The organism is Burkholderia alba (genome assembly GCF_034721475.1).
Classification (GTDB): domain Bacteria; phylum Pseudomonadota; class Gammaproteobacteria; order Burkholderiales; family Burkholderiaceae; genus Burkholderia; species Burkholderia alba.
Genome location: NZ_JAWJWL010000146.1, coordinates 1 through 925 on the forward strand (window position 1 = coordinate 1; position 925 = coordinate 925).

General features: G+C 70.5%; 1 protein-coding gene and 1 pseudogene. Both read right to left on the bottom strand.

Going from position 1 to position 925, the window contains the following annotated elements; genetic code table 11:
• The coding region (locus tag RZR99_RS32910; RefSeq protein WP_323123840.1) for a PqiC family protein at positions 1-618 on the bottom strand (618 nt) is incomplete at its 3' end.
• Positions 615-925: pseudogene (locus RZR99_RS32915) on the bottom strand (mammalian cell entry protein); the annotation flags it as partial. The gene RZR99_RS32910 and the pseudogene RZR99_RS32915, both read right to left, overlap by 4 nt.

Genomic DNA, 925 nt, shown 5'->3' on the forward strand with positions numbered 1-925 from the left:
CGCCGCCGCGGCCCCCGCCATCGCGCGCACGCCGGCCGCGATCTGCGCGGCCAGCACGCCGAGCGCCTGCCGGTGGCCCGCCACCAGCGCGTCATAGCCCGGTTGCACCGGCTCGGCCACGTTGCTGCGGCAGGTCATCACCGCCTGGGTCGTCAGCGAACGGACGCTCCACACCGCGTCGATCACCGCCCGTTCTCCCGGCCACGATTCGAACCGCTGCACGTTCACGCTGACCCGGTACACCGGAACGCCCGGCGGATAGGCCGAGTCGGCCACATCGATCGTCTCGAGCCGCTGCGTCAGCGCCGACGACAGCGCGCGCCGGATCTCGTCGGCGGGCGGCGACGACCAGCGCTCCTGTTCCAGCACGTCGACCTGGGCGGCGTTCTTCTGCACGACCAGCTGGCTTTTCGCCACCTGCTCCGGCACGCCGACGGCCGGCACCTGAATCAGGAGCGCCGGGTTGGCCGGCAGGCTTCGCCTCGCGGTGACGGCCTCCGAGTTCAACGTGTAGAAGCGCGCGGGCGGCGACGAGCAGGCCGCGAGCGCCGCGCCCAGCGCGGCGGCAAGCCCGGCGCGCGCCAGGCCGCGTGCAAGCCGATGCGTGCGTGGGTTCATTTCTTGTCTCCGGGTTTGCCTTGCAGCAGCGATTCAGGGTGCCGTTCCAGGTAGTCGGACAGCGCATTCAGCGACTGCAGCGTGCGCGTCAGCTCCTTCAGCGCGCCGCGCACGTCCGACTGCAGCGGGGAATCCTGCTGCAGCGTCGCTTCCGCGGTGGTGAAGGTCTGCTTGGCCGCCGACAGCGTGTCGCGCGCCTCGGGCGCGACCTGCGTGTCGAGCTGCTTGAACAGCTTGTCGGCGTTCTTCAGCGCTTCGTTCAGGTTGTTGCCGATCTGGTCGAACGGCACCTTGTCGAGCTTCTTCG